This is a genomic window from Rhizobium sp. 2YAF20, from assembly GCF_052114685.1.
Classification (GTDB): domain Bacteria; phylum Pseudomonadota; class Alphaproteobacteria; order Rhizobiales; family Rhizobiaceae; genus Rhizobium.
Genome location: NZ_JBFRFF010000008.1, coordinates 109857 through 123425 on the forward strand (window position 1 = coordinate 109857; position 13569 = coordinate 123425).

Annotated in this window: 9 protein-coding genes; 7 read left to right on the forward strand and 2 right to left on the reverse strand. The window is 58.9% G+C overall.

The annotated features are described in order from the left end of the window. The first annotated feature begins 82 nt into the window (after positions 1 to 82). The 4 genes from AB4Z52_RS13275 to AB4Z52_RS13290 all read left to right on the forward strand — a co-directional run bounded on the left by AB4Z52_RS13275 (position 83) and on the right by AB4Z52_RS13290 (position 6926). Positions 83 to 1435 (forward strand): polysaccharide biosynthesis/export family protein, encoded by a 1353-nt coding sequence (locus AB4Z52_RS13275; protein ID WP_442218386.1) that lies wholly within the window; start codon positions 83 to 85, stop codon positions 1433 to 1435. A gap of 40 nt (positions 1436 to 1475) precedes the next feature. Continuing rightward, positions 1476 to 4736, forward strand: coding sequence for a Wzz/FepE/Etk N-terminal domain-containing protein (locus tag AB4Z52_RS13280; protein ID WP_442218387.1), 3261 nt, complete (start codon positions 1476 to 1478; stop codon positions 4734 to 4736). Between the two features lie 4 nt (positions 4737 to 4740). Beyond that, positions 4741 to 6018, forward strand: coding sequence for a glycosyltransferase family 4 protein (locus AB4Z52_RS13285; protein ID WP_442218388.1), 1278 nt, complete (start codon positions 4741 to 4743; stop codon positions 6016 to 6018). A 218-nt stretch (positions 6019 to 6236) separates the two neighbouring features. Further along, positions 6237 to 6926, forward strand: coding sequence for a sugar transferase (locus tag AB4Z52_RS13290; protein ID WP_442218389.1), 690 nt, complete (start codon positions 6237 to 6239; stop codon positions 6924 to 6926). 710 nt (positions 6927 to 7636) lie between these two features. On the opposite strand, the gene AB4Z52_RS13295 is transcribed toward AB4Z52_RS13290, so the two are convergent. After that, positions 7637 to 9013 (reverse strand): ATP-binding protein, encoded by a 1377-nt coding sequence (locus AB4Z52_RS13295; protein WP_442218390.1) that lies wholly within the window; start codon positions 9011 to 9013, stop codon positions 7637 to 7639. Beyond that, on the reverse strand, positions 9000 to 9677 hold the full coding sequence (locus AB4Z52_RS13300) for a response regulator (protein ID WP_442218391.1): 678 nt from the start codon (positions 9675 to 9677) through the stop codon (positions 9000 to 9002). Before AB4Z52_RS13300 ends, AB4Z52_RS13295 begins: the two co-directional genes overlap by 14 nt. A gap of 252 nt (positions 9678 to 9929) precedes the next feature. Between AB4Z52_RS13300 and AB4Z52_RS13305 the strand changes: the two genes are divergently transcribed. From AB4Z52_RS13305 to AB4Z52_RS13315, 3 genes are all read left to right on the forward strand, one after another. Then, entirely contained in the window at positions 9930 to 10193 is a 264-nt protein-coding gene (locus tag AB4Z52_RS13305; RefSeq protein WP_442218392.1) for a hypothetical protein, read from the forward strand. Positions 10194 to 10213: 20 nt separating this feature from the next. Further along, positions 10214 to 11008: a COG4705 family protein gene (locus AB4Z52_RS13310; RefSeq protein WP_442218393.1), complete on the forward strand. Its 795-nt coding sequence runs from the start codon at positions 10214 to 10216 to the stop codon at positions 11006 to 11008. Positions 11009 to 11161: 153 nt separating this feature from the next. Then, on the forward strand, positions 11162 to 13123 hold the full coding sequence (locus tag AB4Z52_RS13315) for an elongation factor G (RefSeq protein WP_442218394.1): 1962 nt from the start codon (positions 11162 to 11164) through the stop codon (positions 13121 to 13123). Positions 13124 to 13569 lie beyond the last annotated feature (446 nt).

Here is a 13569-nt window from a genome sequence, read left to right on the forward strand (position 1 = left end):
ACGATTAACTTCATCCAGCGTTAGGACTCCAAAATCCGATTGGGATGGATTTAGCGCGCCCGATGAATATGAGATCGTGCCGATGTCGAAGGCTTTTCCAACCTCCATCTCCGCCTGCCGAAAGCTGCCGTGCCTATTCCTTGGCGTGATCATTGTATCAGCAATTGGCAGCCCTCTTCTTGCCGGGCGCACATATGCCGCTTCCGATCCATATAGATTAAAGCCGCAGACCCATGTGAAGGTCGGCGTCGTCGAATGGCTCGCGGCTACAGGAGAATATAAGGAGTGGACAGCCCTCAACGGCGACTATGTCGTCTCTCCGGAAGGCACGATCTCCGTGCCGATGATCGGCGAGATCAAAGTCGACGACAAGACGACCAGTGAACTGGCCGCCGATATCGGCAGCACGTTGAAGCAGCTGACGGGCCTCGCCCAGCCGCCCGTCGCCTCCGTCCAAGTCTTGAAATATCCGATGATATACGTGACCGGAACGGTCGAAAAACCAAGCGAGCTCGAATATCGCCCCGGCGTCACCGTCAAACAGGCAATCGCGATGGCGGGGGGACGCCAGCGGCGCGCCAATCCAACGGGCGAATACTCGGATACGCAGCAGATCACCTATGCCGGTGAGCTCAATCGGATGGAACTGCAGCTGAAGCAGCTCGGCGCGCGCCGGGCCCGTTTATCGGCCGAGCTCAACGATCAACCGACAATCGAGTTTCCGCCGGAGCTGCTAGCGGCTCCCGACGGATCGCCGGTCCAGCAGATCGTCAACAGCGAAAATACTCTCTTCAAGGCTCGCGGCGACGCCCTGCGCCAGCAGCTGGAATCCGCCACCGAACTTGAAACGCTACTCACCAACGAAATTGCCGTCCTCGACGAAAAGATGTCCTCGCAGGATCGGCAGGTGAAGATCGCCCAGAGCGAGCTGGATGACATCTCGAAGCTCGTCGATACCAAGATCCTGACAACATCGCGCAAGACTTCCCTTGAGCGCATCGTCGCCGACATGCAGAGCGGCAAGCTGGATATGGTTGTCGCTTCCATGCAGGCGAAACAAAAGCTCAGCGAAACTCAGCGCGATGCTCTTAACCTCAAGGGCCAGCGCAAGACCGATGTCGGCCAGCAGCTCCAGGCGACGAATGTCGAGATCGAGGACACCAAGCTCAAGCGCACGACGACCCTGCAATTGCTGCAGATCGCCGGCGCCACGGTCTCGAAAGAGCAGAGCCTGAAGTCCGTCGACCTGCAGCCGCTTGAATACTGGGTAACGCATGGCAGCGATGGCGGCGACCCGCAGAAAGTGCCCGAGGGAGCAACCCTGCAGCCCGGAGACGTTCTCGATGTCCGCTACAACGTCTCCGGAAGCATCGATGGCGCGATGGTATCCTCAATCGCGGACCAGCTGCCTCGTGCAGCCGATCAATCGCAATAGCGCGCCCAACATGAAATCCAACGCAACATCGGATAGAACCATGGCAGCTCACGACTTCGGCAACATCGTCACCCGCGAGCCTTTAGATCTTAAATCGTCGTCCTCGAAGGAGTATGTCTCGTTTCGCGATATCGGGACATTCCTGCGCCGCCACGCATGGGTCTTTGCCACTTGCACGGCCCTCAGCCTTGGCATCGGCGCGGCCTATGTGACGAGCATGACGCCGATCTATTCCGCAACGACGCGCTTGGTGATGGACCCGGAGCAGGGGCGGATACAATCGCAGGACTCGTTTAGCGGCACGATCATCATCGAGGCGGCTGAAATCGCCAGCCAGGTTGAAATCGTCAAGTCCGAAGCGATCGCCCGCTCCGTCATCAGCACTTTGGATCTCGACAATGACGCCGAGCTGGTCAGCGGCAGATCCTGGCAATCCATGATCCACGACCAGATCCGAATGGTTATGTCCCTGTTTGGGTCGTCCGAGCCCAAGAGCTCGCCCGACCCAACTTCCGCGCGTGAAGAGGCAACCAGGCGCACCATGGCAGCCTTCCTCTCGCGCGTATCGGTCAGCCGCGTCGGGCAGTCCTATATTCTCGAGATCGGCTATAACTCCACCGACCCGGAAAAAGCGGCGCGTGTCGCCAATGCCACTGCCGACGCCTATGTGCAGACCGGACTAAGCGAGCGTTCAGCCGCGGCCGAGAGCGGCGCCAAATGGTTGGAAACGCGTCTGATCGAGGTTGGCGGCCAGGCGCAGGACGCCGCCATGGCGGTTGAGGAGTTTCGCGCCAAGAACGGCATCATGGACATCGGCAAGCAATCCTCGCTCGACCAGCAGGAGCTGTCGGAGATCAGCAGCCAGGCGCTGACCGCGCGGGCCGAGACCGCCGCCGAATCCGCCAAGCTCGAGACGCTGAACCGCCTGATGTCCGGCCAGACGATCGACGGCAATGTCGCCGAGACGATCAACAATTCCCGCATCCAGAAACTTCAGGAAGACATCAGCCTGGCTACCACCAAGCTGAACGACCTGACCAGCCGCTATGCGCCCGGCAACCCGGCCATCTCCAACGCTCAGAACGATATCGCTCGCCTGAAAGACGAGATGAAGAGCGAATTCGCGCGCATCCAGGGGGTCTACCGCTCGAACCTCGAGGTGGCGCAGACCAGGGAAAAACTCCTTGACCAGCAGCTTGCGACGCTGACCTCAACGGGAACGGACAAAAACCTTGCCCGCGTCGATCTGTCCGAGCTCGAAAGCCGTGCGACGACCTACCGCCGCATGTATGAGAGTATCCTGCAGCAGCTGATCGGCACTCTGCAGAAGCAATCGTTCCCGCTCGGCAATGCGCGCGTCGTCACCGCGGCCACGCCGCCTCTGGGAAAGACCTGGCCGAAGACATCGATCGTCATCCCATTTGCCGGCATGCTCGGAATTGCAGCGGCACTTCTTATCGCCCTGATGCGCGATGGCATGGACAGGCGCATCAATTCGCGAGACCGGCTGCGCCGCGAACTCGGGATCGCCTCGCTCGGCAATGTCCCGGTCTGCGGCAACCGGTCCTTCATGTCTGCCTATGCCGGCAGGTCGAGCCTTGCCGCCTCCAGCGCCCTGCTCCCTCTGCGCTTCGTTCTAGATATGCCGTATTCGCGCTTTTCCGAGGCGATGCGAAGCGTCAAGAGCTCGATTGACTCTTCTTTCCCATCAAAGTCGTCGATCGTCATCGGCCTCACTTCCGTCGGCGCCGGTGAAGGCAAGACCACGATTGCAACCAATCTTGCGCAGCTCTATCGCAATGAAGGCTCCTCGGTCGTTCTTGTCGACGCGGATTTCCTCAGCGCCCAGCTCAGCCGCGTGGCAAACGGTTCCGGCGAGGACTTCGGCATGGAACCGCTGCAGCTTCACGCCGCATCGATGAAATATATGGGCTCCTCGGAAGGTTTCGGCACCGTCGTCGATCACCGATCCGGGCACGTCGGCGGCGAAATGCCGGCGAGCGGCGCGGTTCCGGTATTGACGGTCAACGAGACGGAAAAGCTTGTTTCGCCAACGCAGAGATACGGCCATCTTCCCGCGCTGAGATCGGAGATCGAGCTGCTTCGCAAAACCTACGACGTCGTCATGGTCGATATGTCGGCCTTCGAGGACTCGGCGGATACCCGGACCATCTGCGGCTATCTTGACGGCATCGTCGTTGTGGTCGGCCGATCGAGAAAGATGACTATCGATCGGCTCTCGGGCGCGCTTGCAAGCTTCGGCAGCGGCAAGGTCAAGCTTCTCGGCATCGTCAACAACTGCTGCGACGAGGGCGAGCGGGCCACTTTCGGCAGCTGGGCGCGACGCACACCGCCGCCCCCGCCACGTGCACCCCAGTGGAACCGCGCCGACGACAGGCCAGGCGCGCCGCCGTTGAAGCTCGTCGTCGGGATCGCCAGCACCGGTCGTCGCGAAATATTGGCCGCCGTACTGCCGCATATCTCGAAGCAGACCCGTCTGCCAGATGAGGTGATCGTCTGCGTCGCCTCGCCGGAGGATATCGATCCGCGCTGCCTGTCCGGCCTCGATTTCCCCATCAGGGTGCTGACATCGAAGCGGGGCTCCTGCAGCCAGAGAAACCACATCCTCGATGACATCCCAGATGCCGACATCGTCCTCTTTCTCGACGACGATTTCCTTATGGCACCCACCTATATCGAGGAAACTGAAAATCTGTTCCGGGGTCACCGCGACATCATAATGTCAACGGGAACCGTTCTTGCCGACGGCATCACCGGCCCGGGGATTTCCGTTCAGGACGGCATGAAGCTGGTTGAGGCGAAGGGCCGACGGAAGTCGGAACTGGCTGCAATGTTCAGGCCGATTTACAACGCATATGGCTGCAACATGGCGATCCGCGTTTCAGCGATTGTCGCCGGAAACATCCGCTTCGACGAAAACCTGCCGGCATATGGTTGGCTGGAGGACGTCGATTTCAGCCGTCTTCTCGCCCGCTACGGAGACGTCGTCTGCGGCAGTCAGATGGAAGGCGTCCATCTCGGCGTCAAGTCCGGGCGGACTGCGGGCGTGCGCTTTGGCTATTCGCAGATCGCCAATCCGATCTACCTCATGCGCAAGCGAACCATGAGCATCCGACATGCCGGCGCTCAGATCATGCGCAATCTGTCGGCCAATCTCGTCAAGGTCTGGAAGCCGGAGCCTTGGGTTGATCGCAAGGGTCGCCTCAAGGGCAACGCGCTTGCCTGCCTCGATCTGCTTACGGGCAGACTGGCGCCGGCCAATGTGGAGGCGTTGGATTAGGGCAATGACCGACCGTCGACCCGACCGCGTTGTCATCATCAACGATCGCTCAGCGAAAGTGGGAGGCGCCTCGAACCTGGCTATTCTCTCAGCCGACCTTCTGACCCGTGCCGGCATAGCGGTGACCTATTTTGCAGGCGACACGAGCAGCGACGAACGGCCAGCGGCCGACACGATCAACCTCGGTGGCGAAACGCTGCTCCAGCAGAGCAAGCTTTCGGCCTTGGCCACCGGCCTCTACAACAAAAAGGCCTACAGCGCGCTCAGCGATCTCATCGATCAGGGCGATACGCATTCGACAATCTATCATGTTCACGGATGGTCGAAGATCCTGTCGCCTTCGATCTTTCGCGCGCTGCAGGGCGTGCGGCAACGCGTCGTTTTGCATGCGCATGACTATTTTCTCTCCTGCCCAAACGGCGGCTTTGCCAATTACCGGACCAACGAGGTCTGCAAGCTTAGCCCGATGTCCATGGCTTGCCTGACGACCCAGTGCGACAAACGCGGCTACCACGAGAAAGTCTGGCGGTCCGCCCGCCACATGCTGCGCGAGCAATTGTTTCCCGTCCGGCAAATGCCGGCCAACATCGTGATCGTCCACCAGCGCATGCGCGACTATTTCGTGCGAGCCGGCGTCCACACGAAGGATATCGAAACCATTGCCAATCCGGCCGAGGCGCTTCTGTCCATGCCGGCTTCGCCCTGGCAAAACCACGACTTTTTCTTCATTGGCAGGCTCGAGCCGGAAAAGGGCTTTGAGGACGCAGCCAGAGCCGCACGCCTTGCCGGCGTCAGGCTCCGCGTCATTGGCGACGGCGCTGGACGTGGCCTGCTGGAAGAGAAATATCCCGAATGCATCGTCCACGGCTGGAAAACAAAGGACGAAATCCGCAAGCTCGTCGGCGATGCGCGGGCCGTGATCATCTCTTCCCGTGTTCCCGAGCCCTTTGGCCTGGTGGCAGTGGAAGCAATCGGCAGCGGCATACCGGTGATCATGCCGGACGCGGCATTACTTGCAACGGACGTCGCGCAACGGGACTGTGGCCTGACATTCCACACCGGCAACACCCAATCCCTCGCTGCGGCTATCACTAGGCTCATCGGCGATGACGACCTTATACGCCGTATGAGCGCCAATTGCCTGCGAACGGCGGGTAGCCTTGCCCACTCGCCGGACGCATGGGGGCAAGCGCTTCTCGGCCTCTACGGTCGCGTTCTTACAAGAGCCGACAAGGAGACCGTGCGAACGCTGCACACGGCAACTGCGCAGGCTGTGGCGTGAGCGGCGGCGGCAAGAGATATGCGAACCATGAGGCCGATCGGTCACCTTTCTGCACCGACAAAGCGACCCAGAAAATGGCCGATTAAATACCTGCTATCAGCCTTTTATCGCCGGACGCTACGTCTATGTGACTAAAGAATGACCGCCAAGTCGAATTGCGAAACTGCGGACCGACTGACAACTTAACCAAGGTTTGGAAGTATCAAGGGGTATAGTAGATGCTATCGGCCTTCCGGGGAATAGCGCAACAAGAACAATCAGTTTCAGAACCGCTACAGGCAGCGGGTCAGAACCGGTACAAGCGTATCTTCGACATTGTCTTTGCTGGCACAGCGCTTCTGTTTCTTTCGCCAGCCCTGCTTGTGATCGCAATAGCACTTCTGATTGCCGATGGACGGCCGCTGATCTACCGGCACACCCGCATCGGTCAGGGCGGGCGCCAATTCAGATGTCTCAAGTTCCGCTCGATGAGGAAGGACGGAGACAAGAGGCTGGCCGAACTCTTTGCCCGGGAGCCCGAACGCGAGCAGGAGTGGCTGGCAGTCCGCAAATTGACCAACGATCCGCGCGTCCACACATTGGGCAAGTATCTGCGCATCAGCAGCGCCGACGAACTGCCACAATTGATCAACGTGCTGCGCGGCGAGATGAGCATTGTCGGACCGAGGCCCATCGTCCATGAGGAGCTGGAACGCTATGGTCCATTCGTCCACTACTATCTGTCGATGACACCTGGCGTGACGGGCCTATGGCAGGTGAAGCGGCGCTGCAACACGTCCTACGAACAGCGCGTTCAGTATGACGTTGACTACTACCACACGCGTTCGTTTTCGACCGACATGAACATATTGTGGAAAACAGTCGGCGTGGTTCTACTCGCCCGCAACGAAAAACACCTTACCAAATGAAAAAATATGCGGCGATAGCAAACCAGAATACGACGCAAACGAAGACCAGCAACCATCTGAGAGCATATTTCGTCTGAGGCTGTGTAACCTCGGCCGATGCGACCTTTTCCTGGTGCGCTAGCTTTACTATTCGTTCTGAGACTTGCTTCATAGCTGGTAACAAAACGTCTCAGACATGGCTGAGACAGGCTCCCAAGATCGAGTTGCATAAACCACGCTCAATGTCGCAGCCGACGTAATCGTCACACCTGTACATGATTCACGGGCAACTAACCACCCAGTGCGAATACCTTGATTTTGTCCACCGGTGGAGAATCTATACTGCAACCCTTCGCCGTCCAGCATATGGCGCAGGTCCCATCGAATATCCGGCCGGATGCACGCTCGACACATATACAGCGCTTTGGATCGCTATTTTCGCTCGTTCCGCAAGCTCATCCATCTCCCGCTCGTCAGCCCAAAGGACCAATCTCTGTGCAGTCGAAAAGATAGTCCAAAGGCGCCTGAAGCTACTCGACGAGGAGCATGATGGTCTTTGTGGCACTGTGACCGGCTGTCGTCGCGAGCTCGCGGACCAGCGACATAGACGCCGCCTCCGCCGCAATCACCCCGGGCCTCGATTTGAAAGTAAGGAAGTAGCGGCAAGATGGAGATCGAGGCTGTCATCGGAAGCAATCGTGCGGCACGTTCATGCGGCATCCTGCCCGCCGTTAGGAACCGGTCGGCAATGGCTGTTTCGGGAACTCGATGGCGACCCGTAGCCCCGGTTCGTTGTCGGTCATCGTAATCGAGGCGGAATGCAGGTCAGCGATGGCTTTGACCAGGCTGAGGCCCAGGCCGCTTCCAGGCGTCGTTCTGCTTTTGTCGAGGCGATAGAGACGACGAAAGACAAGCGAGCGCTCCGTCTCCGGAATGCCGGGGCCATCATCGGCAACCGATGCGCAGAGACCGTGTTCCTGATCGCTCAGCGACATGACGATACGGGTGCCGGCCGGACAATGATTGATGGCATTTTCAACGAGATTAACCAGCATTTGCGTCAGCAGTTCGCTGTCGCCGACGACCCCCAGGGATTGGCTAAGCTGCGTTACGAATTCAAGCGACTGATGGCTGTCTTCGGCAACATCAGCATAGATCTCGGCCACAGAACTCATGATGCGGACAAGATCGACGGGACGAAACCGCTCCTTCCTGGCACCAGCCTCGATCTGCGAAATCCGCAACAGCGCCTCGAAAGTCGCATTTATCTGGTCGCTTTCCAGCCGCGCTTCAATCAACGAGTTTGCGACCGGAAGGCCGCGCTCATCTCTTGAAAGTGCGTCTTCGATGATCATCTTCAGCCGGTTTAACGGCGTTTTCAAATCATGGGCGATATCGGAACTGACCTGGCGCATTCCTTCGACCAGCCCCGACAGGCGATCGATGGCGCGATTGATCTGACCGGATACAACATCGATATCGTCGCCGTTTCCTTGGAGCGGTATGCGGCTTGTCAGATCGCCCTGCGAGACCTCGACCATTGTCGTGGCGATGCCATCAAGCCGCCTTTGCGCCCTGGAGGCGAGCCATACACCTCCGCCGATCGCAAGCGTCACGATCAGCACCGTTGCCCATCCAAAGCTCATGAAAGCGATGGCTTCGAGGCGATCGGTTTCGGCAAAGCTTTGGCCGACGACCAGCCGGTCTGTTCCGACCATCCCGGATCTCATTCGAAATGATCCCTCGCCCGCAATGCCGATATCTGTCGCGCCGACGGTCGAAAGACCATCGACAAGCGCAGGTGCCGTAAAATTGCCAGCGATATGCCGGTTCGAGGCATCCGTCAGCGAAAACACCCGATCATTGGCCTTGTTCAAATTTGCATAGGTGTTGATGGTCGTGGTCAGGTCTTCGATGTCGTTGGGCGCATAGCTTGACCGGACCACCGAGTAGATTTCCTCGACCGAGGCGTCCAGGGCTTTCGACAATTCAAGCTTCAGCAAATGATAGGTGACAAAGCCCGACAGCAGAAAAGCCAGGACAAAGAGCAGTCCGAACATCAGGGCGAGCCGAAAGGGCGTGCTGCCAAGCAGCCTAGTGCGGAGCATGAAGACTGTAACCGATATTGCGGATCGTATGCAGCAGCGGGACTTCAAACGGCCTGTCGATCTTCGCACGCAAACGGCTGATATGCGTTTCGACGACGCTCGTCTTCGGGTCGAAGTGGAACTCCCAGACCTTTTCCAGAAGCATGGTGCGCGTCAGGACGCGGCCTTCTCCTCTCATCAACACCTCAAGCAATGTGAATTCGCGCGGCTGCAATTCGATCAGCTGATCGCCGCGCATCACGCGCCGCTTGATGAGGTCGAGCGCCAGATCGGCGACACGCAGGACGGTCTTCTGTTCCTGGGAAGGCGGGCGGCGAGAAAGCGCGTTGACGCGCGCCAGCAGCTCGGAAAAGGCAAAGGGCTTGACAAGATAGTCGTCGCCGCCCGCCTCCAATCCCTCGACGCGATCGTCGACCCCGCCGATCGATGTCAGGAAGATCGCCGGTACGGTATTGCGGGCCGCCCGGATCGCCTTTAGTAGGGACAGGCCGTCGAGACCCGGCAGCATGCGATCGACGATCATCACATCGAACTCTTCGCTTGTTGCGTGGTAGAGCGCATCGCGCCCATCCGCCATGATATCGCAAACATGGCCGGCTTCGGCAAAGCCCTTGGCTATGTAGTCAGCCGTTTTCCGGTCGTCCTCTATGACGAGGATGCGCATTTACAGGCCCTATCTATGAATTCTGCCTCCATGAGGCGTGGTTCTGCCGACATTATAGTTGCATCACCGGCCTGTCACTCCGCGAAAACCATACGCTTTCGTAAGGTCAATCACCCATTCCCAACCTTACGAAATCGTATCCTTGCGGCAAAGCGGTCGTATGACGCCCCCTGTAGGTTCCCGCCGTCCGGCAAGCGCCGACAAGCAACCCACGGCGAAAGTCCCTGCCGTCCCAAAATCTGGAGTGATCCCATGAAAACACTGTTCCTAGCCTCCGTCGTCACCGCCATTGCCGGCGCCGGCTTCGTCATCCTGGCGTTTACGGCCAATGCTGCCGTTCCCTGCGAGGATATGTTGAAACAGCTGCGCGCCGCCAAGCAGACCGTGAAACTGAGCGACGCCGATATGACCAAGGTCACCGATCTGGAAACCAAGGGCGTCGATCGCTGCAACGCCGATGACGATACCCGCGCCGACAAGTTCTTTGCCGAAGCCATGAAGCTGATGGGCAAATAGCAAGAAGGATTGGCCACGCCATGACACAATTTTCCCTCACCGATGCCGATAGGCGGCCAAACCGGGTTCCCTTTGTCAACGTCGAGTTCTGGCTGATCAAGCTTTTAGCGGTCACCATGGGCGAGACGGCCGCAGATTACCTCGCGGTCAATCTCGGACTAGGCTTGACCGCGACATCGCTTATCATGAGCGCGGTTCTTGTCGCCGCTTTGGTGCTTCAATTCGCTCAGAGGCGATATGTACCCTGGACTTACTGGACTGCGGTGGTCCTGATCAGCATCGTCGGCACGCTCGTCACCGACAATCTCGTCGACACCTTCGGCGTACCGCTCGAAGTGACGACAATCGCCTTCACGATAGCACTCACCCTCACATTCATCGGCTGGTACGCCGTGGAGCGCACACTCTCGATCCACTCGATTACCACGACGAGGCGAGAAGCTTTCTATTGGCTGGCAATTCTATTCACCTTTGCGCTCGGGACCGCGGTCGGCGACTTGATCGCTGAGGTTTTCGCCCTTGGCTATCTGACAACGGGAGCTCTCTTTGCCGGGATCATTGCGATCATTGCACTGGCTTACTTTCAGCTGGGAGCCAATAGTGTCGCAGCCTTCTGGCTAGCCTACATACTCACGCGGCCGCTGGGCGCCTCGATCGGCGATCTCCTCTCCCAGCCGGCCGAATATGGTGGCCTGGGGTTCGGTACCATCTATACAAGTCTGCTGTTCCTCGGCGTTATCGTTGCCGTCGTTATCTACATGACGATCGATTATCGGGCGGAAAGCCAATTGGAAGAAGAGTCTCAAGCCGGCTAGAGTCGCAAAGCGTTCCAGCGAAAGGAAGAAAGGCTTTGGGTGTCCGGCCCCAAGCCTTGATCAATAAGAAAATCGTGCCTCTGGCGTCTTGCAGCGGTTCAGGGCATCCTATGATGGCCGAAAATTGTGGCTATGGCAGTTGGAGGAATGCCGATGCGCTGCTTTACCGTACTTGGACCTTCGCAGACCGGAAAATCGACGGTCGTGGAAAAGCTCGGCTCCCTAGAAGGGGCGCCGAGAAAATCGATCTCCCCCTATGGACTGAACCTGACGGAATTCACCTGGGGAAACGAAGCGTGGTGCGCACTGGATACTCCAGGACCCAACGAAGCGTTGGCCCATGCACAGCATGCCCTTCTTGCCAGTGACGCCTGCATACTTTGTGTTTCACCGGTGCCCGAGGAGGCCGTGCTCGCCGCGCCCTATCTGAGAATAATCGAAGCCTCGGGGACGCCTTGCATCCTCTTCGTCAACCGGATGGACGAACCGAGAGGGCGACTTAGGGACGTGATCGCCGCACTTCAAGACTACGCCAACCACACGCTTCTGCTTCGCCAGATTCCGATCCGTGAGGGGGACAGGATCGTCGGCAGCTGCGATCTGATTTCGGAACGGGCGTGGCGCTACCGCGAAGGCCAGCCTTCTGCGCTAATTGCAATCCCCGAAGGCGCTAGCGAACGCGAGCATGAAGCGCGCACGGAACTCCTGGAGCATCTTTCCGAATTCGATGACTGGCTTCTCGAGGAATTGATCGAGGACCGTGTGCCGCCCAGCGACGCGCTCTATGCCATTTCATCGCGGGTTCTCAAGGAAAACAGGATCATCCCGGTCCTGATCGGTGCCGCAAGTCATGGCAACGGCATGACGAGGCTGATGAAGGCGCTGCGCCACGAGGCGCCGCCAGTGGCGGTCCTTCGCCAGCGTCTTGCTCAAGCCGGAAATGTCGATGAAGGCAAGGTGGCGGCCGTGAGCTTCCATGCCTATCATCGTCAGAATGTCGGCAAGACAGTGCTCGTGCGTGCACTTCGCGAGGGGCTGCGGCAAGGCGCATCACTTGGCGGGGCCAGTCTCGGCGCCGTACAGGATCCCGCAAATGGGCGATCGGCTTCCGCCGTTGTGCCCGCGCCGGGGGATGTCTTCGCAACGGTCAAGTCCGATCACCTGCGTGTCCCTTCGCTGTTGACGCCCGACGCGGTGGTCGCCCCGCCCGCATGGACGGAACCACCCACGCCGATGCTAGAAAGGATACTGGTCCCGGGCAGCGAACGCGATGAAACCAAGCTGTCCGAAACGCTGGCAAAACTTTCCGAGACGGATCGTGGTCTGAAGATATCGCAGGAGGAAGGGACCGGCGCCCAGCTTGTCTGCGCCCAGGGGCCTATGCATCTGCGCGATCTCTGCCGAACCCTGTCCGACGTCTTTCGCATCACTGTGACCGACCGAGCGCCGAGCCCGATCTACCGCGAGACAATCACGAAGCCATCCGAGGTTCATTACCGTCATCGCAAACAGACAGGCGGTGCGGGGCAATTCGCGGATGTGAAGCTGAGCATTCACCCGAACGAGCGCGGCCAGGGCTTCACCTTCGGCGAAACCATCAAGGGCGGCGTCGTTCCGCGCAATTACATCCCTGCCGTTGAAGCGGGCGCGCGCGAAGCGATGGAGAAAGGTCCGCTCGGCTTTGAGGTTATCGATGTCGGTGTAACGCTGTCAGATGGCCAGCACCATGCCGTCGACAGTTCGGAACACGCCTTCCGGACGGCGTCGAAAATGGGAGTGCGCCAGGCTCTTTTTGAAGGATCCACCGTCCTGATGCAGCCCGTCTTCCGCAGCGAAATTCACATTCCGTCGATCTATTCAGGCGGCCTCGTCCAGATCGTTTCCGCTCTCAACGGCCAGATTCTCGGCTTCGACCGGGATGAAACCATCAAGGGGTGGGACGTCTTCCGGGCTCTCGTGCCGGGTGGCGCACTTGCCGATCTGGCACGGGGGCTGCGCTCGGCGACACAGGGCATTGGCTATTTTTCGAAGACCTTCGATCATTTCGAGGAGCTGTACGGCAAGGAGGCGGACGCCATCGTGAGGGCACACGAGGCATCACGCGTCGCCCACTGAGCGGTCGCCGCACTTCATGCGCATTCGCAAAGGCCCGCTGGCTGCGGGATAGGTATGTGCGGCTTTAGGATGCGCAGGAAAAGACGGCACATCCCCTGCTCGGATACGGGTCCAAAGGCGATGCGTCTTACATCGGCCACAAATAGCTTAATTGTAGGTTGCTCGCCATGACGACTAGCATCGTCCGATATTTTGCTAGATGCGGCAATGGTTCGATTGATTGCTAACCAGCAAATGGATTGGGGCCATCTCTCAGATTGACGTATTACCAGGGAAAGATCCCGAATTTTTGGCAGGAAGTGTACGCCGTCATATGGCGTCTTCTTCGCGCGTCCATTTCGTTGATGAAGGCGACGACGAGTTGTTTGTTGGGATTCGGCGGTTACGCGCCCGTGCCGGTCGTTAAGGACGGCTGGGAGATCCTGTGGGTGCGCCGGCCTTGACTG

Coding starts and splice junctions, on each gene's coding strand:
- AB4Z52_RS13280 (WP_442218387.1), top strand. CDS start 1,476: ATGGCAGCTCACGACTTCGGCAACATCGTCACCCGCGAGCCTTTAGAT.
- AB4Z52_RS13285 (WP_442218388.1), top strand. CDS start 4,741: ATGACCGACCGTCGACCCGACCGCGTTGTCATCATCAACGATCGCTCA.
- AB4Z52_RS13315 (WP_442218394.1), top strand. CDS start 11,162: ATGCGCTGCTTTACCGTACTTGGACCTTCGCAGACCGGAAAATCGACG.
- AB4Z52_RS13310 (WP_442218393.1), top strand. CDS start 10,214: ATGACACAATTTTCCCTCACCGATGCCGATAGGCGGCCAAACCGGGTT.
- AB4Z52_RS13295 (WP_442218390.1), bottom strand. CDS start 9,013: ATGCTCCGCACTAGGCTGCTTGGCAGCACGCCCTTTCGGCTCGCCCTG.
- AB4Z52_RS13300 (WP_442218391.1), bottom strand. CDS start 9,677: ATGCGCATCCTCGTCATAGAGGACGACCGGAAAACGGCTGACTACATA.
- AB4Z52_RS13305 (WP_442218392.1), top strand. CDS start 9,930: ATGAAAACACTGTTCCTAGCCTCCGTCGTCACCGCCATTGCCGGCGCC.
- AB4Z52_RS13275 (WP_442218386.1), top strand. CDS start 83: ATGTCGAAGGCTTTTCCAACCTCCATCTCCGCCTGCCGAAAGCTGCCG.
- AB4Z52_RS13290 (WP_442218389.1), top strand. CDS start 6,237: ATGCTATCGGCCTTCCGGGGAATAGCGCAACAAGAACAATCAGTTTCA.